Source organism: Streptomyces iranensis, assembly GCF_017874715.1.
GTDB lineage: Bacteria > Actinomycetota > Actinomycetes > Streptomycetales > Streptomycetaceae > Streptomyces > Streptomyces iranensis.
The window spans coordinates 81,626-106,581 of sequence record NZ_JAGGLR010000011.1 but is presented as its reverse complement, the minus strand read 5'-3'; the positions used below and the strand labels follow the sequence as shown (position 1 = coordinate 106,581).

22 protein-coding genes are annotated in these 24,956 nt (G+C 71.3%); 6 read left to right on the top strand and 16 right to left on the bottom strand.

What is annotated here, in order from left to right; genetic code table 11:
• Positions 1-68: 68 nt before the first annotated feature.
• The 11 genes from J2Z30_RS21110 to J2Z30_RS21060 form a co-directional block, all read right to left on the bottom strand.
• Positions 69-1,331, bottom strand: a complete 1,263-nt coding sequence (locus tag J2Z30_RS21110) for a 2Fe-2S iron-sulfur cluster-binding protein (RefSeq protein ID WP_052701122.1) — start codon at positions 1,329-1,331, stop codon at positions 69-71.
• Positions 1,328-2,224, bottom strand: a complete 897-nt coding sequence (locus J2Z30_RS21105; protein ID WP_044566898.1) for an FAD binding domain-containing protein — start codon at positions 2,222-2,224, stop codon at positions 1,328-1,330. The genes J2Z30_RS21110 and J2Z30_RS21105 overlap by 4 nt, the downstream gene beginning before the upstream one ends.
• 8 nt (positions 2,225-2,232) lie before the next feature.
• Positions 2,233-3,012 (bottom strand): enoyl-CoA hydratase/isomerase family protein, encoded by a 780-nt coding sequence (locus tag J2Z30_RS21100; RefSeq protein ID WP_044566899.1) that lies wholly within the window; start codon positions 3,010-3,012, stop codon positions 2,233-2,235.
• Between the two features lies 1 nt (position 3,013).
• Positions 3,014-5,446 carry a xanthine dehydrogenase family protein molybdopterin-binding subunit gene (locus J2Z30_RS21095; RefSeq protein ID WP_044566900.1) on the bottom strand — a complete coding sequence of 811 codons (2,433 nt, stop codon included), beginning with the start codon at positions 5,444-5,446 and terminating at the stop codon, positions 3,014-3,016.
• Between the two features lie 5 nt (positions 5,447-5,451).
• On the bottom strand, positions 5,452-7,005 hold the full coding sequence (locus J2Z30_RS21090; RefSeq protein ID WP_044566901.1) for a class I adenylate-forming enzyme family protein: 1,554 nt from the start codon (positions 7,003-7,005) through the stop codon (positions 5,452-5,454).
• Positions 7,006-7,238: 233 nt separating this feature from the next.
• Positions 7,239-7,814 carry a PadR family transcriptional regulator gene (locus J2Z30_RS21085; RefSeq protein ID WP_044566902.1) on the bottom strand — a complete coding sequence of 192 codons (576 nt, stop codon included), beginning with the start codon at positions 7,812-7,814 and terminating at the stop codon, positions 7,239-7,241.
• Positions 7,815-7,909: 95 nt separating this feature from the next.
• Positions 7,910-9,337: an Nramp family divalent metal transporter gene (locus J2Z30_RS21080; RefSeq protein WP_044566903.1), complete on the bottom strand. Its 1,428-nt coding sequence runs from the start codon at positions 9,335-9,337 to the stop codon at positions 7,910-7,912.
• A 98-nt stretch (positions 9,338-9,435) separates the two neighbouring features.
• Positions 9,436-10,389, bottom strand: a complete 954-nt coding sequence (locus tag J2Z30_RS21075) for a phosphoglycerate dehydrogenase (protein WP_044566904.1) — start codon at positions 10,387-10,389, stop codon at positions 9,436-9,438.
• The gene (locus J2Z30_RS21070; protein ID WP_044566905.1) at positions 10,389-11,174 is read right to left on the bottom strand and encodes an HpcH/HpaI aldolase family protein; all 786 of its coding nucleotides are present in this window, start codon (positions 11,172-11,174) and stop codon (positions 10,389-10,391) included. Before J2Z30_RS21070 ends, J2Z30_RS21075 begins: the two co-directional genes overlap by 1 nt.
• A 41-nt stretch (positions 11,175-11,215) precedes the next feature.
• Positions 11,216-12,196 (bottom strand): aldo/keto reductase, encoded by a 981-nt coding sequence (locus J2Z30_RS21065; RefSeq protein WP_209468773.1) that lies wholly within the window; start codon positions 12,194-12,196, stop codon positions 11,216-11,218.
• The gene (locus J2Z30_RS21060) at positions 12,193-12,330 is read right to left on the bottom strand and encodes a hypothetical protein (protein WP_209468772.1); all 138 of its coding nucleotides are present in this window, start codon (positions 12,328-12,330) and stop codon (positions 12,193-12,195) included. Before J2Z30_RS21060 ends, J2Z30_RS21065 begins: the two co-directional genes overlap by 4 nt.
• Before the next feature lie 377 nt (positions 12,331-12,707).
• On the opposite strand from J2Z30_RS21060, the gene pdxA reads away from it, so the two are divergent.
• A complete protein-coding gene (pdxA, locus tag J2Z30_RS21055; protein ID WP_044566906.1) occupies positions 12,708-13,721 on the top strand; it encodes a 4-hydroxythreonine-4-phosphate dehydrogenase PdxA in 1,014 nt (337 codons plus the stop codon).
• 52 nt (positions 13,722-13,773) lie between these two features.
• Here pdxA and J2Z30_RS21050 read toward each other — a convergent pair whose 3' ends face one another.
• On the bottom strand, positions 13,774-14,511 hold the full coding sequence (locus tag J2Z30_RS21050; RefSeq protein WP_044566907.1) for an SDR family oxidoreductase: 738 nt from the start codon (positions 14,509-14,511) through the stop codon (positions 13,774-13,776).
• A gap of 144 nt (positions 14,512-14,655) precedes the next feature.
• Between J2Z30_RS21050 and J2Z30_RS21045 the strand changes: the two genes are divergently transcribed.
• Complete coding sequence (locus tag J2Z30_RS21045; RefSeq protein ID WP_044566909.1) at positions 14,656-15,228, top strand: TetR/AcrR family transcriptional regulator; 573 nt, start codon at positions 14,656-14,658, stop codon at positions 15,226-15,228.
• On the opposite strand, the gene secD is transcribed toward J2Z30_RS21045, so the two are convergent.
• The 3 genes from secD to J2Z30_RS21030 form a co-directional block, all read right to left on the bottom strand.
• Positions 15,197-17,479, bottom strand: a complete 2,283-nt coding sequence (secD, locus tag J2Z30_RS21040; protein ID WP_078956401.1) for a protein translocase subunit SecD — start codon at positions 17,477-17,479, stop codon at positions 15,197-15,199. The two genes, J2Z30_RS21045 and secD, sit on opposite strands and share 32 nt — an antisense overlap.
• 631 nt (positions 17,480-18,110) lie before the next feature.
• On the bottom strand, positions 18,111-18,818 hold the full coding sequence (locus J2Z30_RS21035; protein ID WP_044566913.1) for a response regulator: 708 nt from the start codon (positions 18,816-18,818) through the stop codon (positions 18,111-18,113).
• 2 nt (positions 18,819-18,820) lie between these two features.
• The gene (locus J2Z30_RS21030; RefSeq protein WP_044566915.1) at positions 18,821-19,777 is read right to left on the bottom strand and encodes a HAMP domain-containing sensor histidine kinase; all 957 of its coding nucleotides are present in this window, start codon (positions 19,775-19,777) and stop codon (positions 18,821-18,823) included.
• Positions 19,778-20,153: 376 nt separating this feature from the next.
• Here J2Z30_RS21030 and J2Z30_RS21025 point away from each other — a divergent pair, with 376 nt between their 5' ends.
• The 4 genes from J2Z30_RS21025 to J2Z30_RS21010 all read left to right on the top strand — a co-directional run bounded on the left by J2Z30_RS21025 (position 20,154) and on the right by J2Z30_RS21010 (position 22,496).
• Positions 20,154-20,483 carry a TraR/DksA family transcriptional regulator gene (locus J2Z30_RS21025; RefSeq protein ID WP_044580715.1) on the top strand — a complete coding sequence of 110 codons (330 nt, stop codon included), beginning with the start codon at positions 20,154-20,156 and terminating at the stop codon, positions 20,481-20,483.
• Positions 20,484-20,532: 49 nt separating this feature from the next.
• Positions 20,533-20,901: a TraR/DksA family transcriptional regulator gene (locus tag J2Z30_RS21020; protein ID WP_044566916.1), complete on the top strand. Its 369-nt coding sequence runs from the start codon at positions 20,533-20,535 to the stop codon at positions 20,899-20,901.
• Positions 20,898-21,737, top strand: coding sequence for a rod shape-determining protein (locus J2Z30_RS21015; protein WP_044566918.1), 840 nt, complete (start codon positions 20,898-20,900; stop codon positions 21,735-21,737). Before J2Z30_RS21020 ends, J2Z30_RS21015 begins: the two co-directional genes overlap by 4 nt.
• 120 nt (positions 21,738-21,857) lie before the next feature.
• Positions 21,858-22,496, top strand: coding sequence for an Rv1733c family protein (locus J2Z30_RS21010; protein ID WP_044566920.1), 639 nt, complete (start codon positions 21,858-21,860; stop codon positions 22,494-22,496).
• Between the two features lie 81 nt (positions 22,497-22,577).
• Here J2Z30_RS21010 and J2Z30_RS21005 read toward each other — a convergent pair whose 3' ends face one another.
• Positions 22,578-24,929 (bottom strand): collagenase, encoded by a 2,352-nt coding sequence (locus J2Z30_RS21005; protein ID WP_044566922.1) that lies wholly within the window; start codon positions 24,927-24,929, stop codon positions 22,578-22,580.
• Positions 24,930-24,956: the final 27 nt, after the last annotated feature.

Here is a 24,956-nt window from a genome sequence, read left to right as displayed (position 1 = left end):
CCCCGTGGTTTCGGGATGAGTCCACGGGCGTCGCGGTCGGCGGGGAGGGATGCCACTAACACCTGCGTCTAACGCTCCTTCTCCCGGCCGCTCCGCCGACGCGTTCCGGCACCGCGCAGCAGCCGCTTGACGCGGTCGAGCAAGGGCGCGAACACCAGGCTCAGGGCGCTGGGGGCCTTCACCGGCCCGGACGGCGCCTGCCCGGATGTCGCCGCTTCGGTGACGGCGTCGGCGAACTGCTCGAACATCCGGCGGCTGACGTCACCGGCGAGAGCGCGACCGAACTGGGCGATGCGGCCGGTGAGATAGACCTTGGCGTCGGCGTGCATCGCGGTGCCGGTCTCCGTGGCCTCGGTGGTCAGTGTGATGTCCGCCTGTGTCTGCGCTCCGCCGGTGTCCTGGCCTTGTGCGATCGCCCGCAGCCGACCGGTCTCGCGGTCGTGTTCGAGGATCTGCGCCACTCCGTTGAAGGCCAGTTTGATCGGTCCCACGGAGACCCGGGCTCTGCCCGCGTAGTGTCCGTCGCCGTAGTCGTCGGTGAGCTCCGCACCCGGCAGGCAGCGCGCGAGCAAGTAGATGTCGTCGAGAACGCCCCAGACCCTGTCCTCGGGCAGGTCGATCTCCGTGGTGATCCGCACCGCGATGGTGGGATCACCGCTGGGCAGCACGATGTCCTGAACGTTCGACGACACCGTGTCCCCGGCCTCATCCGGGCCGTCGGACGCGTCCGCGCCCTGCCCGGCCCGGCCGACCAGCGCCGTACGCACGCAGTTGCCCGGCTCGGGGATGCCCTCGGGGTGGGTGCGCCGGGTCTCGTCCACCGCCGTGAGGATGTTCCGGTACCCGGTGCAGCGGCAGATGACGCCCGACAGCTCCTCCGGCAACTCCTCCTCGGTGACCTCCGGCTTGTTGACCAGCAGGTCGTAGGAGCTCATCAGGAAGCCCGGGGTGCAGAAGCCGCACTGCAGGGCGTGGTGACGCCCGAACGACTCCTGCAGCGGGTGCAGGGAGTCGGGCCGCCCCAGGCCCTCGACGGTGACGATGTCCGTCCCGTCCAGCTGCACGGCGAACAGCAGACAGGCGCGGGCCGCCTCGCCGTCGACCAGCACGGTGCACATACCGCAGACCCCGTGCTCGCAGCCGACATGCGTACCGGTGAGGCCGAGGTGGTCACGCAACGCGTCTGCCAGGGTGACCCGCGCCGGGAGGCTCAGCACCGTGGGCGTCCCGTTGACGGTCATCCGGACCTCGACCGGATCGTCCGCGCCGGCCTTCACCGGGCGCGGCGTGCGGGGCCCCGCCTCGCGGGACCCGGCTTCACCGACGGTCATGTGGTCACCTCCTCGGCGCCATCGCGGGCGCGCTCATAAGCCTTGGACAGTTCCCGGCCGGCCAGGGCGAGCAGCAGCCGGCGCCGGTAGTCCCTGGACGCGTGGATGTCGCCGTCGGTGTCGACGATCTCCTCGACGACGGCGGCGAGTTGCTCCTTGAGCCGGCCCGCGAGCCCGTCGCCGCCGTCGGTGACCGCGGCGGCGAGTTGCTCGGAGAGATCACGGGTGACCGGCCGGTCGGATACGCCGAACGCGGTCATCGTCGCCTCCGGGCGGCCCGCGCGCAGACGTACCCGCACGGCGACGCCCGCGAGCGCGAAATCGCCGTGGCGACGGGCGATTTCGGCGAACCCGAACCCCTCCCCCCCGGTGGCCACGGGCAGCCGTACGGAGGTGAGGATCTCGTCGGGGGTCAGCGCCGTGGTCATCGCGCCGTGGAAGAACTCCCGGGCGGACACGCGCCGGTGGCCATTCGGTCCGGTCAGCGTCAGCTCCGCGTCGAGGCAGCAGGCCACGGCGGGAAGCTCGGCGGCGGGGTCGGCGTGGGCGAGGCTGCCGCACACCGTGCCCCGGCTGCGCAGCTCGCGGTGGCCCACCCAGGGCAGCGCCAGGCGCAGCAGGGGAACACCCGCGCCGAGCGGGTCCCGCTCCACACGGCGCTGCCGTACGGTCGCGCCGATGTGCAGAGCCGGCCCGGAGCGGGTCAGCGCGCCGAGTTCTTCGATGGAGTTGATGTCGATCAGCGTGTCGGGGCGGGCGAGCCGCATGGCGAGCACCGGTGTCAGCGACTGCCCGCCCGCGATGACCTTGCCGCCCCCGCGGGTCTCCGCCAGTTCGGCGATCGCGTCGGAGAGGCGCGAGGGACGAACGTAGGCGAACGGTGCGGCTTTCATGAATCAGATCACCGGCCCTGGAACTTCGGGGCCCGCTTCTCGCCGAACGCGGCGACGCCCTCGGCGAAGTCGTGGCTCGACCGCAGCATCGCGTACGCCTTGCGCTCCAGCTCGATCCCCGAGTAGAGCGGTGCGTCGATCCCCTTGTCGAGCACCTCCTTGGCGGTGCGCAGGGCCAGTGGCGAGTAGCCCAGCATGGTCTTCACCACCCGTTCGACCTCCGCGTCCAGCGCCGCGCGATCGGGCAGCACGGCCGATACCAGGCCCCAGTCCCCGGCCTGCCGCGCCGTGATGCGGGTCGCGGTCATGACGTGGTACTTGGCGCGGGAGAGACCGATGAGCCGGGCGAGGCGCTGGGTGCCGCCGGAGCCGGGGATCATGCCCAGACGCATCTCCGGAAGGGCGAACTCGCTGCGCTCGGTGGCGATACGGATGTCCGTGGACAGCGCGAGCTCGAAGCCGACGCCGAAGCAGTAGCCGTCGACCGCGGTGATGACCGGCTTCGGGCTGCGGGACGGTGCCGTGATGTTCTGGCCCAGATCGGTGAAGTCGACGGGCTCCATCTCCATGAAGCCGGGGATGTCGCCGCCCGAGGTGAAGTGCTCGCCCTCGCCCCGGACGACCACGACCTGGACGCTCTCGTCCGCGTCGACCTCGGCGAACCGGTCGGCCATCGCCTGGCGGGTCTCCATGGTGACGATGTTGTATTTGCCGTGATCGAGGGTCAGGTAGGCGACACGTCCGTCGTGGCCGTGGTCCAGCCTGATCCGGCCTCCGGTCAGTGCCATGTCACAGGTCCCTTTCATTGTCAGTGTCATTGAGCAGCTCGTTGAGCACATTGCCGTGCAGAGGAAGGGTGGTGATGTCCACGCCCGCCGGAGCGAGCGCGTCGGCGACCGCGTTGGCGATCGCGACGGGAAGGCTCATGCTGCTGCCCTCACCGCAGCCCTTCGCGCCGAGGCGGGTGAGGGGTGAGGGGGTCTCGAGGTGGTCGCTGTTGAGCGCGTACCGTGTCTCGGCCGTCGTGGGACACAGATAGTCCATGAACGTGGCCGTCGGTTGTCCGGCGTCGGTGTAACGCATCTCCTCGAACATCGCACCGCCTATGGCGTGTGCGAGCGCGCCGTGGATCTGGCCTTCGAGAAGCGTGGGGTTGAGGATGGTTCCCGGGTCGTGCACGGTCACCACCTTCTCGAGCCGGAGCTGCCGGGTCTCGGCGTCGATCGTCACGGTGGCGAGCTCGGCGACGAATCCGTAGCACAGGCTCGAGTTGATCTGGTCGTTCCGGCCGGCGGCCTTCGACTGAGGGGGTGTGAAGGCGGCCTCCTCGTACAGCCGCGCGGTGGTGCCCTCGGGCAGCGCTCCGGGGTCCCAGTGGACCAGCCCGGCCGCGTGCCGGAACAGCACCGACCGTTCGGGCTCGTCCCGGAGCCGGACTTGGCCGTCGGCGAGTTCCACCTCGTCCGGCGGGACGTCCAGCAAGGTGGCACCGGCGACCTTGACGGTCTCGGCCAGCTTCTCGCCGGCCTCGACCAGCGCGCTGGTCAGCAGGGGGGCGAACCGCGACGAGTAGCTGCCGGAGGTCACCGTCCAGGGGGTGGTGGCGGTGTCCATCTCGACCACCGGACGGACCTGGTCCAGCGGCAGCCCGAGCTGTTCGGCGACCACGGCCTGGGCGACCGTGGCGTGGCCCTGCCCCTGTGGCACGGTGCCCAGCAGGACGGACACGATGCCGTTGAGGTCGACGCTGACGCGTACGTGCTCGGTGGAGCCGGACTTGCCGCGCCCCGCCGTGCGCTGTTCGGCCGGGGTGGCCAGGCTGACATAGCCGATGTTGGTCGCCGACGGGTCGACGATGGTGGCGACGCCGATGCCGTAGTACTCACCGCGCTCCCGCGCCGCGCGCTGCTCCTCGCGGAGTGCCTGGTAGTCGGCGTTTTTCAGCAGCATCTCCAGCGCGCGCTGGTAGTCGCCCGAGTCGTAGACGCCGCCGGTCGGAGTGGCGTACGGGAAGTCCTCACTGCCCACCAGGTTGCGCTGCCGCAGCTCGACCGGGTCCAGGTCGCAGACCTCGGCGATCTTGTCCATCAGCCGCTCCAGGCCGAAGTACAGCTGCTGGCCGCCGAATCCACGGTTGAGTCCGGTGGGTGTCTTGTTGGTCACGACCGCGCGGGAGCGGATCCGCACGGCGTCGATCGTGTACGCGCCGGTGATGTTGCCGAAGCAGCGGTACAGCGTGCTGGGCTCCGGCGGGCGGAGATACGCGCCGACGTTGTCCACCAGATCCGCGCGGAGTGCCCGCACCTCGCCGTCGGCGGAGACCGCCGCTTCGAACCACATCACGCGGTCGGATCCGGCGGAGCTCGCGAGCATGTGCTCGATGCGGTCCTCGGTCCAGCGCACCGGGCGGCCGGCGTACTTGCTGGCCAGCGCCATCAGGGCCACATAGGGGTAGATGCCGGCCTTGATGCCGAAGCTGCCGCCGTTGTCGGACGGGATCATCAGCCGGACGCGTGAGGCGGGTACGCCCAGCGCCCCGGCCAGCACCGGGACCATGGAGAACGGGCCGTGGAAGTTCGCCCACGCCTGAACGGCCGGTCCATCGGCCTCGTCCTGCCAGTGGGCGACGACCGCGTAGCACTCCATCGGGGTGGACGAGTACCGCGGGAAGGTGTACTTGCCCTTCACCACGTGGTCGGCGGTGGCGAAGTGGCCGTCCACATCGCCGAATTCAAAGTCCCGATCGGTCGCCACATTGCCATCGGCGCCCTCGTGCAGCCGCGGGGCGTCGGGCAGGAGGGCCTTCTCGACGTCGACCACCGGGGGCAGCGGCTCGTAGTCGATCTCGACGAGTTCGGCGGCGTCCTCCGCGAGGTAGCGGTCCGCCGCCACCACCACGGCGACCGGTTCACCGACGAACCGGACCTTGTCGGTGCCCGTCGGGTAGTACGGCATGGGCGTCTTGAGGGAGAGCGGGAACGGCCGCAGTGTCTCGGCGACCTCATCGGGACCGATCACGGCGGCGACACCGGGGTGCCGCCGCGCCCGTTCGAGACGTACGCCGCGGATGCGGGCGTGCGGGTGCGGGCTCCGGACGACCGCGGCGGTCAGGGTGCCCGGCAGCGGGTCGAGGTCGTCGAGGAAGCGGCCCCGGCCGGTGAGCAGTGCGGGGTCCTCGATCCGTGCGGTCGGCCGCCCCGGCCGTTCCGTGGTCGCGGTCACGTGGTTCACCTGTCTGTCGCGGTGTCGCTGTCGGCCAGCGAGCGGTAGTCGCCGGAGCTCAGCCGACGGCGGAGGATCTTGCCGGCCCCCGACTTCGGGATTTCCTCGACGGCGATGAGCCGCTTGGGGCGTTTGAGGGACGGCAGCCCGGAGCCTTCGCGCACATAGGAGCGGAGCTCGGTCAGCGCGTGGTCGGGGGTCGTCCCGCTCTCGGGGACGAAGAAGGCGGTGGCGGCCTGCCCCCAGCGGTCGTCGGGGAGCCCGACGACGACGACCTCGCTGATCACCGGACAGCCGATCAGCTTGTCCTCGATCTCGTCCGGATAGATGTTCTCGCCCCCGGAGTTGATCATGTCGTCGACGCGTCCGGTGACCCACAGGTCGCCGTCCTCGTCGGCGACGGCGAGGTCACCGGGGAAGTACCAGCCGCCGCGGATCGACTTGGTGTTCGCGTCGGGCCGGTGCCAGTATCCGGCGAAGGCATCCGGGTTGCCCATGGAGACGGCGATCTGTCCCTGCTCGCCCGGCGCCACCTCGGCATCGGGCGGGGCGTCCGGGAACGGCTCCACCAGGCGGACCCGGGAGAAGACCCCCGCCCGGCCCGCGCATCCCGGCTTCGCGATGACGTCGGTCCCGACGGTGAAGGTGTAGATCTCGGTGGATCCGAAGTGGTTGACGAAGGACTCCGGCCGCAGCGTGTCCACCAACCGCTTCACCAGCGTCGGAGTCATCGAAGCGCCCGCGTAGGCCAGCTTGCGCACGGATGTGGCCTCCCCCAGACGGCCGGTGCGCAGCAGCGACCAGTAGACGGTGGGCACCAGGTAGAGCGAACTGATCTCCTCCTGGGCGATGAGGTCGAGCATCTCCTCGGCGTCGAACTTCGTCTGGGGAACCCAGGTGCCCGCGGCGACGACGGTGGCGATGAGCGTGCGCAGTCCCATGGTGTGGAACAGCGGCATCACGCCGAGCGTCGTGTCGAAAAGTGACTGTCCGCTCTGCAGCAGGTGGGCGACCGAGGCGTGGAACTCGGCGCTGTGCGTGCGCGGCACACCCTTGGGCCGGCCCGTGGTCCCCGAGGTGTACAGCATGACGCTGATGTCCCGCTCGGACACCCGGACGTCGAGCGGTCCGTCCGGCTGGTCACGCGCCAGGCGCTCGATGGTCGCCTCGGCCGGGTCTCCCGAGCGGATCCACGGAACCGCCTCGACGGAGGCGAGCGCCTCCTGCGCGAGAGCCGAGGTGGAGTCGTCGGCGATCACCAGCGCCGGCTCCGCGTCGGATATGCAGTAGGCGAGTTCCGAGGGGCCGAGGCGGAAGGACAGGGGTACGGAGACGGCTCCCAGCTTCTGCGCCGCGAGATGGAGGCTGGCCAGCGGTTCGCCTCCGGTACTCAGGAGCACCACCCGTTCCCGCGGACGGACACCGAGCTCGGCCATCGCCCGTGCCAGCTGATTGGTGTGGCCGTCCCACTGTCCGTACGTCATCGGGGTCCTGCCACCGACAGCCCGGCGACGCGGATGGCGCTCGGCTGTCCAGCGCAGAACCGTGCTCAGATCCATCGCGGTCCTCTCCATTCCACATGCGCCTGCCGGCGCTCGGCGGAAGCTTCCCCATCGCACAGTGCGAGTCGCACCGTATGATTCGGACTATCGTTGGGGTTGGAAGCTACGCCGACCTGAGGAAGGTGTCAACGGTCTGGAGTCTGGAGACGACGACCACGCTTCTGGGCATGCCTGTAAGACGAAAGCCGCCATGCCCTGCGGGCATGGCGGCGTGTTATTGTGCGCCGGTCCTACCGGGCCGTCGGCCGCCTCTTCATGGACGAGAACTCACCGCGCTCGACGCGTTCCTGGACACCGCGCCAGAACTCGCGCGCGGCGTATTCCATGCCCAGGCCGAGCTCGAGGGTGACCATACGGCTGGAGACCCCTTCGATCCCGCCGTAACGGCGCTGCATCTCCTCGTACTCCGCGATGCGCCGCTCGTGCTGCTCGATCTGGTCCCGGGCGAGGCGCGCCACGTCGTCCGGCTCCGCCAACTCGTTGAAGAAGAGCTTGATCTCCGCGATGTCGCGTAGTTCGAAGTGCTCCTTGACCGGCTCGGCCAGCCAGTCCCGCAGCGCGGCGTCGCCCGCCTCGGTGATCGTGTAGATCTTGCGCCGCCGCCCGGTGTCCTCCTCGTGCACGTCCAGAAACCCGGCCCCCTGAAGCCTTTTGGGCTCCGCGTACAGCTGAGCGTGCGGGAAGTTCCAGAAGTAGCCCACAGACCGGCCGATCGCGCGCTTGAGGTCGTAGGGGGTGGACGGGCCACGCATGGCGACCATCCCGAGAACCACGTACGACGTCGTCGAGAGCCGGAATGCTGACATGGTCCGAAGCGTACCGTGGCGCCGATGGCCCTTTCGCCTCGGCGTGGGAAAGCGGCAGTTCACCACCAACGCCCCGAGCACATCTCGCCGCCGGTTCAGCTCCCGGGCGTGAGCTCGAGCGTGTCGAGCACTCCGTACACCCCGAGGAAGGCGATCGCCACACTGCTCAGGACGAGGGCGGCGGTCAGCCACGGGTTGGCGCGGAAGCGGGGCGGAACCCCGGTGTAGCGCAGGCGCCAGACCGCGACGACGACCGCGAGCAGGAAGATGCCACCGCCGATGCCGCCGATCTGCACCATCAGGACCGGGGACTGGACCCACAGGAAGATGCACATCCACACCGGGGGCAGACAGCAGGTGAGGATGCGGATGGTGCGCGTGCGGACGCGCATGTCGTGCCAGTCGACCACTCCGAGCAGCCCGAGGGTGTTGGTCCACAGGCGGGGAACGCTGGCCGACGAGGCCACGGTGACCGAGAAGAGGACGGCGATCGCGCCGCCCAGGAACAGGTACTCCGCCCATGGGCCGAGCGTGTCGGTGTAGATGTGCGACAGCGTGGTGATCATGTCGTTGCCCTCGGGCACCAGGCCCTGCGGATGGAGCACCGAGGCGCCGATCACGTAGAAGGACAGGGTGCAGATGGTGCACACGACCCAGGAGACGCCCACGTCGAGCCGCATGACCTTGAGCCAGCCCTCGGCCCGCCGGGCGCGCTGCTCGCTGCCGTCGTCGGGGCCGGTCCAGCGGGCGTAGCCCTTCTCCAGGCACCAGTAGGTGTACGTCGTCATCTCGTCGGCGCCGACACCGGTGATCCCGAACATGGCGAGCGCGATGCCGACCGTGCCCGCGGGGATCTGGAAGCTCAGCCCGTCGGCGAACTGCTCGGGGCCGTATCCGAAGGCGGTGAACGGCAGGGCGAGGGCCAGACCGAAGGTGATGATCGTCTTGAGGGTGATGCCGACGATCTCGACCCGCTCGACGACGGGGTACTTGCCCGTCTGCAGGATGAGGATGGCGGCGCCGGTCACGATGAGGGCCCAGATCGTCAGCGACGATGTGCTCAGCGAGCCCCCGTGGATCGGCAGCAGGATCGAGCAGGCGGCGGCGGTGCCTCCGATGATGCCGCCGCGCTGGAACATCTTGGCGAAGTCCATGCCGATCCAGAGCCAGTTGATCCAGCTCAGCCGGCCGATCCGGGGGCCGACGTCGCGGAACCCGTCGAGCGCGGGCCGCCCGTTGAGGATGGTCCAGCGGGCCAGCTCCATCTGCACCCACACCTTGACCGCGGTCGAGACGATCACCAGCCACAGCAGGGCGAACCCGGCCTTCGCACCGAGCGAGGTGGTGGTGATCAGCTCACCGGAGCCGACGACGGCGGCGGACAGCACGAGCCCGGGGCCGAGGTGGCGCAGTCGGCCGCGGAAGGTCTCGGGGGCCGGGCGGGCGTCTTCGGCGCGCAGCGCGTACGGGTCGGCCTGCGCGGGTGGCGGCGCCGCCGTGGCGCCGTCGGTCGTGGTGGACATAGCGGGTCCTTAGGGGATCTTCCGGCGCCGTCGCCGGTGTCCGGAATGGGGACAGGGGTCGTGTGGGGGCGTGTCGTGGCGCCGTGTGCCACCGCGTCTCAGCGCGCCGGGTGGTGCGGCTCCTCACCCGCCAGTACGCGGACGACGTCCTCGGCCACCATCGCGCCCATGGCCTGGTTGGCCTCGGGCGTGCAGGCGGCCATGTGCGAGGTGAGGACGGTGCGCGGGGCCTCGCGCAGCGGATGGCCGGCGGGCAGCGGCTCGGTGCTGAACGCGTCGAGGGCCGCGGCTCCGAGGTGCCCGGAGCCGAGCAGGTCGGCGAGCGCGTCTTCGTCGATGAGGCCGCCGCGCGCGGCGTTGACCAGGATCGCGCCCGGCTTCATCGCCGCCAGGCGGGAGCGGTCGAGCAGCGGGGTGCCGGACGGGTCGGGCGGAGTGTGCAGGCTGACGGCGTCGGCGCGCGCCAGCAGGGCGTCGAGCGCGGCCGGTTCGGCGCCGTGCGCGCGGATGTCGGCCTCGGGGACGTACGGGTCGTGGGCGAGCAGGTCCATCCCGAAGGCGCGGGCGTAGCCGGCCAGCAGGCGGCCGATGCGGCCGAAGCCGACGATGCCCAGCGTCCTGCCGTGCAGTTCGGGGCCGAACAGCTTCGGCCAGCCGCCCGCCGCCACCGCGGTGTGCGAGGCGGTCAGGGAGCGGGTCGCGGACAGCAGCAGACCGAAGGTGTACTCCGCCACCGCTCGGGAGTTGCTGCCCGGCGCGCACACCACCGGGATCGCGCGCGCGTGGGCGGCGGCCATGTCGATGGTGTCGACGCCGACCCCGTGCTTGGCGATCACCCTGAGGCGGGGTGCGGCGTCCATCACCTCGGCGGTGATCGGGTCCATGCCGACGATCAGCGCATCCGCCTGGGCCGCGTACGACAGGAGTTCGGCGGTGGGCAGAGCCGCGTCCTCGCGGGGGCGCAGGGGGCCCGCTCCGGCCTCCTCCAGGATCTGCCAGGGGCGCGCCGAATGCCGGGCGAAGGTGGGCGTCGTGATGAGCGTGGTCGGCATCAGCGGGCCTCGCCGCGTGCCGCCCGGAGGTGGGACGTCGCGATCTGCTGGAGATGCACGACATCGGCCGCCACCGTCGCGAACGTGAAGCCTTCGGCGAGGCGACGGGCGGCGCTCTCGCCGTCGGCGTTGTGGATGCCGGCCGCGATGCCCACCGCCTCGGCCGCCTCGCGGACGCGGGCGAGGGCCTGCTCGAACTCATCCTGTACGGCAGGGTCGGTGGACGTCGCGCCGCCGATGGCCAGGCGCAGATCGGACGGGCCGACGTAGACGCCGTCCAGGCCGGGGGTCGCGCAGATCTCCTCGAGGTTGGCCAGGCCGTCGGCCGTCTCGATCATCGCGAGGACGGCGGTCTGATCGTGCGTGTCGGCCGGGTCCGGGCCGATGCGGAGCTGGGCGCGCATCGGGCCGTACGAGCGGCGGCCCAGCGGCGGGTAGCGGACTGCGGCCACGGCCTCGGCGGCGTCCTGGGCGTTGTCGATCATCGGGACGATCACGGCGCTCGCCCCCGCGTCGAGCGCCTTGCCGATGTAGGTGAGGTCATTGGCCTCGACGCGCACCATGCCGACGGCGGTGCTGCCCTTGGTGTCGGTGGCGAGGAGGTTGTTCAGCATGCCCTGGTAGCCGAAGAGACCGTGCTGGGCGTCGAAGGCCAGGTAGTCGTAGCCGACGCGGGCGAGGCGCTCGGCGGCGACCGGCGAATCGAGCAGGGACCAGTAGCCGATGAGCTGCTCACGATCGCGGAGTGCGGTGATGAACTGGGCGGAGGTGCGGCCGGTGGCCATGTGTGTCTCCCTTGCGACGTGGCGAGAGGTGGGCGGCGGGGTCAGCGGTTGTAGGCGGGCATCGGACCGCGCAGCCGGGCGCCGACCTCGTCGCAGGCGGTCAGGACGTCCGCGGGCAGCGGGCCCGCGGACGCGGCGGCGATGTTGGCCCTCAGGTGCTCGACCTTGGAGCCGCCGAGCAGCAGCGCGTCGGTGGAGGGCCGGGACAGCAGCCAGCGCAGGGCCAGGTCGGTCAGCGGCAGGCCCGCGTCGGAGGCGATGCGGGTGAGGTCGGTGACGGCCTGGAACACCTCTTCGTTCCAGTACCGCTCGCGGTACATCGTGGCCACCTTGGAGTCGCCGAAGCGTCCGCTGTCCGGGACCTGATCGAAGCGGTGGCGGCCGGTGAGCAGGCCGCCACCGAGCGGGTTGTAGACCACCGTGCGCAGTCCGGTACTGGCGGCGAATTCGACGTACTCCTCCTCGATGCGGCGCGCGAGGAGGTTGTGGAGCTGCTGGGCGACGACGGGCCGGGGGGCGCCGACCTCGTCGGCCACGCGGTTGAGCTCGGCGATCTGCCAGGCGGCGAAGTTGGAGACGCCGAGGGCGAGGACCTTGCCCGCCCGTACGAACTCGGCGACGGTCGCCAGGGTCGCGCCGAGCGGTGTCCCCCGGTCCGGCTGGTGCAGGTAGAAGAGATCGACGTGGTCGGTGCCCAGGCGCTTGAGGCTCCCGTCGAGCGCGGCGCGCAGGCCCTCGGGGGAGAGCGGCGCGTGCTCGCCCTGGTCGGGGTGCGGGATACCGGCCTTGGTGGCGAGGACCACCCGGTCGCGGCGGCCCGGCAGCAGTTCGGCGAGGATGCGCTCGCTCTCACCGCCCGCGTAGCCGTTGGCGGTGTCCACGCCGGTGATGCCCGCGTCGAGCGCGGCGTCCACCATCGCGGCGGCCGTCGCGCGATCGGCGGTGTCGCCGAAGGTCATCGTCCCGAGGACGAGAGGAGACAACGGGACGGGCACATGCGGGAGTGCGAGGCCGACGGTCACGGGCGGGTTCCTTCCGAGGCGGGTGGTGCGGGTGGTGCGTGGCGCTGGTGGTGCGTGGCGCTGGTGGTGCAGGTGAGACGGGTGGTGCGGTCGTACTCGTAGGCGGTCATATGCGTGATGTGCGCATCGCACATGGCGCCGATGGCTCCGCGGCCCCGACCGGTCGCCGCGCTGGCTCCCGGCGACGCACCGCGCGGCGGCCGACTGCTGTGCGATGCGATCCGCTGGGTAAGCCGGTACGCGCCGCGCCCACAACGGCGACGCGGTCCATGGGTGACGGCCGTCGGCGCCATGGGAACGCTCGCACGGTTGCGTAAATCACGCAAGACGTATCGCGCAGATCACGCAGCTTATGCCATGATCCTCACTGGGCCCGACCGTGTTGTCCATCGACGGTGCCGGGTACTCGCCGCCGCGCACCGCAGCCGCCCGAACCTTCACCGCCCGCCCCCGCCTCCCGCCGCCCGCCTCCCGCCGCCCGCCGCCCGCCGCCCGCCTAGGAGCTGTTCTCATGCCCACCCCCCTCCCCCTCATCGCCGTCACCATGGGCGACGGTGCCGGTATCGGCCCCGAGGTCGTCGTCGCGGCCCTGCTCGACGACGCCGTCCTGACCCGCTGCCGCCCCGTCGTCATCGGTGACGCGCGGCGGCTGCGCGAGGCCGCCCGCGTCCTCGGCCTGGATTGCGAGATCGCCGCCGTCGACCATCCGCGCGACGCGGAGTTCACACCCGGCCGCGTCAACGTGGTCGACCTCGGGTTGCTCCCCGCCGATCTGCCCTGGGGCAAGCTGTCGCGGTTCGCGGGGGACGCCGCGTACGCGTACGTCAGGCGCGCCGCCGAACTCGCCGTGGCGGGCGAGGTGCACGCCATCTGCACCGCACCGCTCAACAAGGAGGCCCTGCACACCGCGGGCCACCTCTACCCCGGCCACACCGAACTCCTCGCCCATCTGACCGGGACCGAGGAGGTCTCGATGATGCTCTCCACCGAGACGGTGAAGGTCATCCACGTCACCACGCATATCGGCCTGATCGACGCCGTCCACCGCGTCGAGCCGGGCCTCGTCGAGCGCACCGTGCGCCGCGGCCACGAGGCGATGGTCCGCGCCGGCACCCCGAACCCCGTCATCGGTGTCTGCGGCATCAACCCGCACGCGGGTGAGAACGGTCTGTTCGGCTACGGCGAGGAGGACGAGAAGATCGTTCCGGCCCTGGAGAAGCTGCGCGCCGACGGCGTCGACGCCCGGGGTCCGCTCCCCGCCGACACCGCCTTCTTCCTCGCGTCACGCGGCGACTACGACCTGATCGTGGCGATGTACCACGACCAGGGCCACGGCCCGGTCAAGGTGCTGGGCATCGAGGCGGGTGTCAACCTCACCGTGGGCCTGCCCGTCATCCGTACCTCCGTCGACCACGGCACCGCCTTCGACATCGCCGGAACGGGCACGGCGGAAGCGGGCAGCATGGTCGAGGCCCTGCGCCAGGCGGCCGGGATGGCCACGGTGCCGGCCACCCCGGCGGCCTGAACCGCCGCCTCCGGCAGGGGGACGGGGCAGACGTGGTCGCCTCCCCCGGTTGTCAGGCTTGCACGGTGGGCCGGACGACGATCTCGCTGATGTCGGTGCCGACGGGCTGCTCGATCGCGTAACCGATCGCGGACGCGATGGCGGAGGGTGGGATGGCGATCTCGTCGCGCTGCCGGGCCGCCGCCTCCGCTGCCTCGGGACTCGCCCCCTTGCCCACGCCCTCGGTGTTGGTGAACCCGGGTGAGATCAGGGTGACGCGCAGATGGGGTCCCGACTCCTGCCGCAGTCCCTCGGTCAGCACCTTCACCGCCGTCTTGGTGGCCGCGTAGACGGCCTGCGGGGATTTCACGACGTAGGCCGCGGTGGAGGCGATGTTGACGAACTGGCCGGAGCGCTGCCGCCGGAAGACGGGAAGTGCCGCCCCGATACCGTTCAGCAGGCCGGTGATGTGCGTCGCGACCATCGCGTCCCAGTCGTCCTGGCGGAGTTCGTCGAACGGAGACACCGCCATCGTGCCGGCGTTGGAGACCAGGACATCGAGCCGGCCGAACCGGTCGAGCGCCACGTCCGTCAGCCGCTTGAGGTCCTCGCGGCGCGTCACGTCGATGACGGCCCCGACGGCCGAGCCGCCCCGCGCCGTGATCTGGTCCACCACCGCGTGCAACCGGTCTTCCCGCCGGGCCCCGAGCACGAGCCGGGCGCCTCTCTCGGCGAGGTAGGTCGCCGTCGCCGCTCCGATGCCGCTGCTGGCACCTGTGATCGCCACGACCTTGCCTTCGACACCTGACATGACCAATGTCCTTCCAAGGGGATATACGCAGGCCAGACCATGACCTACAGTGGAAGTGGGGGCGCCACCACTTACGTCAGACTAAGTGGGCGCGTCTCCGTTTAGCAAGGTGAAGGGGATCCGGAGAGGGAATGGCGACCGCTGATGGCCGACAGTGCACAACGCCCGCTGCGAGCTGACGCACGGCGCAACAGAGACAAGATCCTCGCGGCCGCGGTGCGCGTGTTCGCCGAGGAGGGGCTGGACGCGCACCTGGAGCGCATCGCCAAGGAGGCGGGCGTCGGCAGCGCGACGCTGTACCGCAACTTCGCCACCCGTGAGGCGCTGATCGAGGCGGTCTATCGCAACGAGGTGGCTCAGCTGTGCGACGCCGTCCCCGATCTGCTCGACGAGAAGCCGCCCTACGAGGCCCTGCGCGCCTGGACACGTCTCTTCCTGGACTACGTCACCGCGAAATTCGGCATGGCCGAAGCCCTGCGTGCCATCGCCGCCGCGGGAAACAACCCCTACGGCCACAGTCGGGACATGATCCAGGCCGCCATCACCGTCCTGATGGACGCGTGCGCGGCCGCCGGGACGATTCGCACCGACATCAGCCCCACCGATATGGGTGCCGCCCTCGAAGGCATCGCCCTCACTTCACCCGGGCCCGAACACCGGGAACGGGCCGAGCGCCTGCTCGACCTCACCCTGGACGGTCTGACGGCCCGTTCGTGACGCCGTGAGCGGGCCGGCCGAACCGCGACGGCCGCGCCCCCTTCCGGTGCGGGTGCAGTTCGATGGTGAGTGAGGCGGCGGTGAAGACGGAGGAGTAGGTGCCGACCGCCAGGCCGATCAGCAGGGCGAGGGCGAAGTCGGCGAGGGTGTCGTCGGCGAGGACGGCGAGGGCGGTGAGGATGAACGCCGCGCCCATGCCGGTGTTGACGGTACGGGGCAGAGTCTGCAGGATCGCCCGGTTGGTCAGGCGGGGAAGCGGTGTGGTGCGGTCGCGGCCGAGCAGTTCGCGGACGCGGTCGAAGAGGACGACGGAGTCGTTGACCGAGTAGCCGATGACGGTCAGCAGGGCGGCCAGGAAGACTCCGTCGATGGGCTTGCCCAGCCAGGCGAAGGCGCCGATGAGGATCGCCACGTCGTGGGCGAGCGCGACGACGGCCGCCGTCCCGAAGAACCAGCGGAAGCGGACCGCGAGATACAGCAGTTGGGCGCCCAGCGCGAGAGAGAGGGCGATGAGGGCGTTGCGGCGCAGTTCGTCGCCCATGCTGGGGCCGATCAGCTCGTCGCGGATCTTCCTCGTCTCGCCGCCGAGGGCGCCGACGGTATCGGTGACGGTGGCCTCGTCGGCGTTGGTCAGGTTCTCGGCGCGCACCGTGAGCCCGGTGTCGCCGGAGGACTGCACGACCGCGCGGGGGAATCCGGCGTCGGTGAGGGCGGTGCGGGCCCGGTCGGGGTCGACGGGGGTGCTGGTGGCGTACTCGATCAGCCGGCCACCGGTGAACTCGATGCCGAGGTCCAGGCCGCGCACGAGAATGCCCGACGCGGCCATGCCGGCGAGTGCGGCGGAGGCGGCCAGCCAGCGGCGGGGCCGGCGCATCAGGAACGGGTCGCGGCGCAGCAGCCGGTCGCGGACCCATCCGGTGCTCGCGATGCCGGTGACGCGGGGCCGGCGGAAGACCGCGGGGCGGTTTGCCGCGTACTCGGCGAGCACCCGGCTGATCACCAGGGCGCTGACCATGGAGGCGAGGACGCCGATGGCGAGGGTGATGCCGAAGCCGCGCACCGGGCCGGAGGCGAAGGCGAACATGAGGCCCGCGGCGATCAGCGTCGTGATGTTGGAGTCGGCGATCGCGCTGAGGGCACCGCGGAACCCGGCCGCCAGTGCCGAGCGGGGGCTGGGGCGGCTGCGGGCCGCGTACTCTTCGCGGGCCCGTTCGAAGACCAGGACGTTGGCGTCCACGGCCATGCCGATCGCCAGGACGAACCCGGCGAGGCCCGGCAGGGTCAATGTGGCGCCGAGCGCGGCCAGGGCGGCGTAGGAGATGAGGCCGTAGCAGGCCAGGGCCGCGGTCGCGAGCAGGCCCAGGAGCCGGTAGACGGCGATGATGAACAGTGCGGTCAGTGCGGTGCCGATGGCGGCGGCCCAGACCGCGGCCTCGATCGCCGCATCGCCGAGCGTGGCGCCGATGGTGCGCTGTTCGACGGTCTCGACCGGTACGGGCAGGGCGCCGCCGGAGATGAGCAGGCCCAGTTCGCGGGCTTCGGTGTCGTCGAAGGAGCCGGTGATCTGGGTGGTGCCGCCCGGGATGCCGGTCCCGCACGGTACGGAGGGGTCGACCTGCGGCGCGGAGATGATCTTGTTGTCGAGGACGATGGCGACCCGGCGCTGCGGGTCACCGGCCGGGTGGCAGGCGGCCCGCGCGGTGACCTGCCGCCATCGGTCCTGGCCGGTCTTGGAGAAGTCGACCGTGACATGCCAGCCGGCACCGCCCTGCTGGTCGAAGCGGGCGTCGGCGCCCTCGACGTCCCGGCCGGTCAGATCGGCGGCCCGCAGTCGCAGGGGCTGTCCGGAGTCGTCCGGCAGCACGCGCTCCTTGGCCGGATCGGCCGGCGGGGAGGTGGCGCCGTCGGCGGTCCCGGCCGGGCCGAGGACCGCGTGGACGGTGAGCTGCGCGGTGCGGCCCAGCACATCGGCGGCCTTCTTCGGGTCATGAACACCGGGCAGCTCGACGAGGATGCGGTGATCGCCGGAGCGGACGAGGGTCGGTTCGGCGACGCCGAGCGCGTCGATGCGGCCGCGCAGCACCTCCACGGTGCGGGCGGTGGCCGCGGCGTCGGCGTCGGCGGTGGAGGTGGAGCGGGTTTCCAGCAAGATCTGGGTGCCGCCGCGCAGGTCGAGGCCGAGACGGACCGGCGTGGTGAGGGCTATGGCCAGCGATCCGGCGATCACGGCGAGGGCGAGTAGCGCACGCACACGCAGGGATTTCTGATGTTTGTTCCGGTGATTCCGTTTGTTTCGGTTGTTCGACTTATTGCGGCGTTTCAACACGAGCCTCCGGCAGGCACGTCGCGGCAGCGGCACGCGCGGCCGCGACGGGAGAAAGGGTGATGGGTGGCGTCAGGTACCTGCGGGCGCCGGAGGGGCCCGGCCGCGGTCGTGGGCCGATCGGCCGGGAGAGACGGGTACGCACGCGGAAGGCGCTGAACCACGGGTACCGGCAGCCGGATCGGCGTCCGTATCGCGGAGGTCGGTGGCGTGGTGATCCGGTGGGCACGGGCACTCACCGAGGTGGTCGTGTCGGACCCTGGCCTGGGCCGCGCAGCCGGCGGCACACGGGTCATCCGCGCGGGGCCCGGTGTCCGGACGCTCGGCGCCCGTGGCCGCCGGGGCCGGATGGGACACCGAGGCCGGATGGGACACCGGGCCGGAAGCGGCGCGCGCGGTATCGGCGGGAACCAGCGCCAGCAGGACGGCGAGGAGCGCGATGAGCGTTCCCGCGAGCCGGTGACCGGCGGTCGGGATGGTGCGGGGTGCTGGGCGCATGCACCGTCCCTTTCCTACTGGGTGCTCGTTTTCCCGCTGGGCGCTCGACGCGGGCCGGACGTCACGGTTCGATGAGACCGGCGCGGATGGCGTAGCGGGTCAGCTCCAGCCGGTCGTGCAGACCGAGTTTGTGCAGGAGGTTGGCCCGGTGGCGGTGCACGGTCTTGACGCTGATGAACAGCATCTCGGCGATCTCCTTGGAGGAGTGCCCTTCGGCGACGAGTTTGAGGACCTCCTCCTCGCGGGGGGTGAGGAGCTGGTCGGGGTCTTCCTCACCGTGGCGGACGCGGTCCAGGTAGTTGCGGATGAGGGCGGTGACCGCGCCGGGGTAGAGGAACGGCTCGTTGCGCACCGCGGCCCGGCAGGCGGCGACCAGATCGCGGTCGGCGACCGACTTCAGCACATAGCCACAGGCCCCGGCCTTGAGCGCCTGGAACAGGTATTGCTCGTTGTCGTGCATCGTCAGCATCAGGATGCGCAGGCCCGGTTTGAGCGCCACCAGCTCACGGGTGGCCTGGAGACCGGTCAGGCGCGGCATGGCGATGTCGAGCACGGCCAGGTCGATCTCCTGGCTCCGGGCCGCCTCGATGGCCTCGGCGCCGTCCCCGGCCTCGGCGACGACCTCCAGGTCGGGTTCCCTGTCGAGGATCAGGCGTACGCCACGGCGTACGAGGGCGTGGTCGTCGGCGAGCAGGATGCGGATCGGCGTCACGGTCGTGGGAGACGGTGCCGAGGCCGTGCTGGGTCCGGGCGGGGTCGGATCGGGCATGGTCAGAGCTGCTTCCTGGGGGCGGGTGTGATGAGGCGGATCCGGGTGCCGGTGCCGGGCGTCGAGGTGATGTCCAGGGTGGCTCCGGCGAGCAGGGCCCGTTCGCGCATGCCGCGGATCCCGGCGCCTTCGCAGGCGGCCTCGATACCGCGGCCGTCGTCGGCGATCTCCAGCACCACCGCCTCGCCGACGCGGTGCAGGCTCACCTCGACCTGCCGCGCGTCCGCATGGCGGGCCGCGTTGGTCAGGCTCTCCTGAGCCACCCGGTACAGCACGAGCTCGCTCTCCTGGCCGAGGGTGGGCAGGTCGGCGTCGAGGCGGCGCACGACACGCAGCCCGGTGTGGGTGGCGAAGTCCTGTGTGAGCGAGGTCAGTGCGCTGACCAGGCCCAGGTCGTCCAGGACGCCGGGCCGCAGACGGCGCACCAGACGGCGGACCTCGTCCAGGCTCTCCCGGGTGATCTCCTGGGCCTGCTGGAGGTCTTCGCGCAGCGGCTCGGGGGCGTCGTCCGCGGCGCGCTTGAGCACCAGCAGGATCGCGGTCATGCTCTGCCCGACCTCGTCATGCAGTTCCTGTGCGATGCGGCGCCGCTCCGCCTCCTGGGCCAGCAGCGCCCGAGCGCTGGACGTGGCCCGTTCGTGCTCCAGCCGGTCGAGCATGGCGTTGAAGGTGCGGATCAGCTCGGACACCTCGCTGCCGCCGCCGGGCACGGGCAGCCGCTGCCCCGGGCGCAGCAGGTCGACGGTGGTCATCAGCCTGGTCAGCCGGTCCAGCGGGGCCAGGCCCCAGCGCAGCAGGGTGCCGTTGGCGACCAGCATGACGGCGAGACCGCCGACCAGGATGATCGCCTCGGTCAGCAGCACCGGCACGGAGACGGTCACCGGCGCCCACAGCAGCAGCGCCGTGGCGGTGCCCAGCACCAGGGCGTTGAGCCCGAAGATCCGCCAGAACAGCGACACCGGGGAAACTCCTCCTTCCGCGCTCCGCGTGTGATCAGCTCTACTGTCGCTCATCGCCCCCGGGCGGAGCCGCAACGGCTGATCACGACCGAGCCTGACACAGCCTGCCTCCCGCACCGCGCGCGGTCGATGGGGTCCGTTCCCCATATCCGAGGTCATCGGATACCCATGCGCCGTTCCCCGCCATCGCCGTGTGGTCACCGCTGTCCCGGGCAAATGGGGTCCGCGCCCGATGGGCTTCCGACGCCGAGTCGAGCAGAGTCGAAGAAGATCGAGCCGTCCGGTACGGCCAGTGCTCGCGGTCGTGGAGACCGCGGCCGGCGCGACCGGGCGGCCGCTGCTGCGCGTAGCGCGCTTTTCGAGAAAGGACCTCACCGTGCCGCTCGACACCGCCCAGACCGGTCCCCGCCCCGGGCGACCGACCTCTCATGAGGCCCGCCAGCGCCTGGAACACGCCCGCAACAGCCGTCTGGCTCAGCTGCGCGCCCTCGACGAGGGCGTGCAGAGCACGGACGCCCATCTGGTGTCCGCGCAGACGGAGGCGATCCAGCGGGTGCTCACCGAGATCGACGAGGCGTTCGCCCGTGTCGACGACGGCGTCTACGGCACCTGCCAGGGCTGCGCCAAGCCCGTCCCCGCCGAACGCCTGGAGATCCTCCCCTACACCCGGTACTGCGTCGCCTGCCAGGGCCGCGCCACCGCCTGACCCGACCCATCCGACCCGTCTTCGTCTCCGCCCTGCTCAAAGGGGTGAAGTGGTGAACCACCAGACCATCGGCAACCCTGCCACGCACCTGTCGCCAGAGGACCTTGCCGCGCTGCGGGAGAGCCTGCACGAACAGCGCCTGTTCCGCCAGGAACAGCTGCGGCAGATCGCCGCGCCGCCCCGCGCCGAGGACCTGCTCCGGCGCCGCTCCGCGGCACAGGCCGAAGTGCACGTCAAAGTCGCCGCCTCCGCGCGCATGGTCCTCGCCGACGTGGAGGCGGCGCTGCGACGCATCGCAGAGGGCCGCTACGGCACGTGCCACCTGTGCCGTCGCCCCGTCGAACGCGACCGACTGATGATCGTTCCGCAGGCCCGCTACTGCGCACGGTGCCAGCAGGTGCGGGAGGCCGGACGATGACCGTCCTCCGCCGCTTCCGGTCCGGCTCCCCCGCCGGACACCGGCACCGGCCCTGGCCGGCGTGCCGACACTGCTGCGGGCTCGCCCTCGACCTGGGCAGCGCCCGCACCCGCGCCTGGATCGCCGGCCGCGGTCTGATCCTCGACGTACCCACCATCACCTTCCCCGGTGCCGGGGCGGTGTACCCGATCCAGCGCGGCGCCATCGTCGACGTCCCGGGAACGGCCCGGATGCTCGACCGGCTGCTCAGCCATCGCCTGCCCCGCCTCACCCGCCCGCTGGTGATGGTCACCGCGCCCGTGCTGGACGGCCCCGCCTACCGGGAACGGGCCCGCACCGCGGTGGAGGTGCTGCGCCCGCGCGCGGTCCTGACCGTCCCCACCGCACGCGCCATCGCCCTGGCCGCGGACGCCGACCTCTCCCTGCCGCTGCTCGTGGTGGACATCGGCGCCCACCTCACCGAAGTGGTCCTCCTCCTCGACGGCCTCGTCCACGACGCCCGCCGCACCGCCCTGGGCACCGCCGACCTCGCCGGTGCCGGCGCGACGGCGGAGATCAGCGAAGCCATCACCACCATGATCACCTCAATGCTCCGGCAGGACCGCACGTCCCTCACCGCCGAGGCCCTGACCCGGGGAGCCCTCCTGGCGGGAGGCGGCGCCCTGCGCCCCGACCTGACTCGCCGGCTCATCGGCGGCAGGCACGCGCCTCTGCGGGCGGTTCCCGCGCCGCACACCGCGGCGCTCCGCGGCGCCGCCAAGATCCTCCAGGCCGCGCACGGACATCCGTCGGCCGGTGGCACGTCCCCACCCGGGTCTGGCCCGCCCTTCCGCTGACCCCACCGCCGCACCGGCCGGGGTCTGCTGTACGCCATCCCCGTACGCCAGTTGGCGTCCCGCGACCGGACCGACCGCATCCGGCCGCGGTCAGCCCCCCGCCCCGGAAGGAGAACCACCGTGTCCGGCGTGATACCCCCCGCGCAGCCACCTCCCGACCCCCCGCACCACGGGCTCGTGCATCCCCTGTCGCTGTGGCGCTGGCGGCACAATCCGCTGTACCGGTGCACCGACCGCCTTCAGGGCCGGATCGCACTGGCGTTGTTGCTGCTCGTGCCGATCCTGGGGCTCGGTGCCGCCTTCGCCATCGGTGACGCCGCCCACCGCCACTACCGCGCGGCCGCCGAGCACCAGCGACAGACCCTGCACCGCGCCACCGCCGTCCTCACCCACGACGCCCCGGATCACCCGGAGCCCGGATCGGCGGAGGCGAGGGAGAACCGCTACCCGGCCACGGTCCGCTTCACCGACCCGCACGGACGGACCCGCACCGCCGAGACCGGCGTCCTGCCCGGTCTGAGCGCGGGCAGCTCCGTCCACGTATGGGTCGACGCGGACGGGGCGATCGCCGAGCCGCCCATGACCACCGAACAGATCCGCAGCCGCACCATGGGCTGGGGACTTGTGGCCTTCCTGACCGTGACCCTCGCCGGTGCCGCCGCCTACCGCTGCGCCACCGTGGTCCTGCGCCGGCGCAATCTCGCCGAGTGGGACACCGAGTGGGCCGAGACCGCGCCACGCTGGACCACGTCCCCCTGAGCCACGGCCGGCGGCAGCCGCGCCCCGGCTCAAGAAGCCTTGACCATGGGCCGGGAGCGCGGCCTCGACGCCGGTGACACGTCAGCCGCGGAGGGGACCCTCGCAGGTGTAGTCCGACGTGCCCGCGCGCTGGTCGGACCAGATGTCCACCTCGCCGAACCAGCAGTTCATGTCGGTCAAGTTGTTGTCGCCGCCCGCGGCCCGGTCGAGGATGAAGTAGTCGACCGTCTCGGACATGTCCTCGAAGACCGCGTCCGTGTTCCCGGCGTCGGTCAGGTTCGCGGTGATCCGGCCGGTGCAGACGAACCGGGGACGCTCCACCGCGCCGGTGGCACGGCAGTCCGGGTCGGACGCGGTCATCGCGGTGAAGGAGGAGCGAATCTGGTCGGCCGAGGTGTCACGGAGCTCGCCCGGGGGCGTGTAGGTGGTGTGGGGCACGTACAAGTCGCCGACGTGGGCGATCTGTTCGTCGAGGAAGCGGTCGTACGCGCTCTGCAGCCCCGCGTCCCCGCCGAGCCGGCCGCGCCAGGCGTCGAAGGCCGCCGGGTCGTCGGAGCGCAGGTCGCGGTACATCTCCCGCAGGAGGGAGGGGTGTTCGATCCACAGGAACTCGAAGAACGTGCCCGCGTAGTCGTAGAAGCGGAAGCCGTCGCCGTCGTAGGTCGCGTGCAGGAGCTGGTTCACGGTCATGCGCGGCCCGCCGCCGGCCGTGTCGTCGATGATCCCCTGAACCAGGGACTTGCGGACCCGGATGCCGTCGTCGCGGGTGGCGCCGTCGAAGAACTCGGCGGTGCCCTCGTCCATCGCGGTGGTCCGGTCGCCCTCGTACCAGGGTCCCTCGCCGAAGAGGCCGGGCACCGCCCAGCGACCGTTGAGGTAATGGGTGTACTCGTGGCGGAACAACTCCTCCAGGGTCAGTGAGGAGTCCTGCGGGACGCGACGCTGGTACGTGTAGAAGGTCGCCCCCCTCTCGATGTAGACGCCGCCGTTGTTGGTGTCCATTCCGGTGAGGAGCGGGTGGAAGTTCTCGTAGTCGGCGCGGGAGCCGTACAGGACGACGTGCAGCGTGGTGTTGGTGTCGTCCGCGAGGGGCGTCTCCGTGCCGAGCACGCGGTGGAACTGCGCCTTGACCCGCTTGCTCGCGTAGTACAGCTGGTCGACGGTGTTCCGGTCGAGGGCGGTACGGACCTGGATGCCGTCGGTGCCGCCTGTGCCGTAGTCGTACGTGTACGGGAAGAGACGCTTCTCGATGTCGTCCTTGCACACGTGGTACGGGGCGCAGGCCTCGAACACCCCCAGCCAGGTGGCGACCTTCGCCCAGGGGGCGCTGCTGTCCCCGAAGTTGCGGGCGGTGGTGTCCAGGAGGTTGCCGAGGCCGGAGACGATCTCGTCGCGGAGCCCTTCGATCTGGCCGAAGCGGCCGTACTCGCCGAGTGCGTCGCGTATCACCCAGGCGTTGGGCCCGTCCTTGAGGTGGGTGTGGCCGGCGAAGGAGCTGAAGGCCGCCCGGTACGAGGGGTCGGCCGTCACCGCGGCGTGGAAGTCGGCGTCCTTGTTGCCGGGATACACGCCGAGGTAGTTCACGGTGAGCGCCGCGAGGGCGGCACCGGCCCAGGAGGTGTCCTGGGCGGTATCGGGGTGCTGGGCGTCCATGGTGGCCAGCACCCGCTTGATCAGGGGCAGTTGGTACTGGCGCAGGCCGGGGGCGGAGGCCGCGTCGAGGGCTTCGCGCAGGGTCTCGGCGTTGGGTCGGGTGACGTCGAAGGTATGGGCGGCCGAGCCGAAGGCGTCGACAGCCGCGCGCATGGCGTTGACGGTCGGCGCGTCGGTGATGTCGATCTCGTCGTGCGAGAAGTCCTGGTACGCCACCGCGTGCAGGTAGGTGAACATCTCCAGCAGATGGCTGCCGTCCTTGCCGTCGTGGGAGGCGGCGAGTTGGGTGATGCGGCGTGAGACGGCCTGGACATGCTCGTCCGACATGACGGGGACGAGTCGCTGGTCCCAGGTCCACAGGACCGAGCACAGACAGCCGTCGGCGGTGACGGCGGGGTCGGCCAGGAAGTCGGCGAACCGCTCCGGGGGCAGGCCCGTGACGCCGTCGAGCGTGCAGGGCACGGATGCCTTGCCGAGTGTGGCGTGCGGAGTGACGGCGCTGCCCTGGCCCTTCGGCTCGGGCGTTCGGGTTCCGGGGACACCGCCACCGGTGAGTCCGCCAGGGGCCGGGACCTCACGTACCCGACGAGGGGCCTTGGCCAGGCGGTCGACCCTGTCGAAGGGGTCGGGCGAGGCGGCCGGCCGTAACGCCGAAGGCCGCGCGGGAGCGGGGACGGCCGCGTGACCGGACGGGGTCGCCGTCACGCAGAGCGTCACCGCCGCCACGGCGATGAGCAGGCTGCTGCGCGTGGATCCGCGCAGGTTTCTCGACTGGAACACCGTTGGCTCCTGTGGGGGAGGTGGCAA